Origin of the sequence: Streptomyces sp. SID13726 (assembly GCF_010548375.1) — a bacterium.
Taxonomy (GTDB): domain Bacteria; phylum Actinomycetota; class Actinomycetes; order Streptomycetales; family Streptomycetaceae; genus Streptomyces.
Genome location: NZ_JAAGLY010000460.1, coordinates 1 through 439 on the forward strand (window position 1 = coordinate 1; position 439 = coordinate 439).

Below are 439 nucleotides of genomic sequence, written 5' to 3' on the forward strand. Positions count from 1 at the left end.
GTCGCCCCTTGGTGCGGAACACCCCGCCCCCGGCGGTCGCCCGCTCGCGGGTCGCCGGGGTCAGGGCCGTCTCCAGCGCGACGGACAGCGACTCGGCCGTCCGGGCCGGACCGTCGTGGGCCGCGCCGATGCCTAATGCTGTGGCCGGGAAGGTTCACCGGGTCGCGGCGCCCGGCACGGCACCTCGCCGCGTTGTCGGACCACGCAAGTACGTCCAGTAAAGGCCGCGGCCCTCCGCATTGCGATGCACCGCACCGAACACCGCGACCCGGCAAACCTTCCCGGCCACAGCACTAGCTCGATAGCTCCATGGCTCCATAGCTCCTCCGGAACCGGCCGGTCCTTCGGGGCTCCGGCGTCCACCTGACCCGGCGGCGGGGGAGTCCCCGGACTCCCCCGCCACCTCGGTCACCTCCAGTCCGCGGGCACCTCGCCCCGT

1 pseudogene is annotated in these 439 nt (G+C 73.8%); it reads right to left on the reverse strand.

From position 1 onward, the window contains the following. Positions 1-136 (reverse strand): annotated as a pseudogene (locus G3I78_RS52615) (glycosyltransferase); the annotation flags it as partial. Positions 137-439 lie beyond the last annotated feature (303 nt).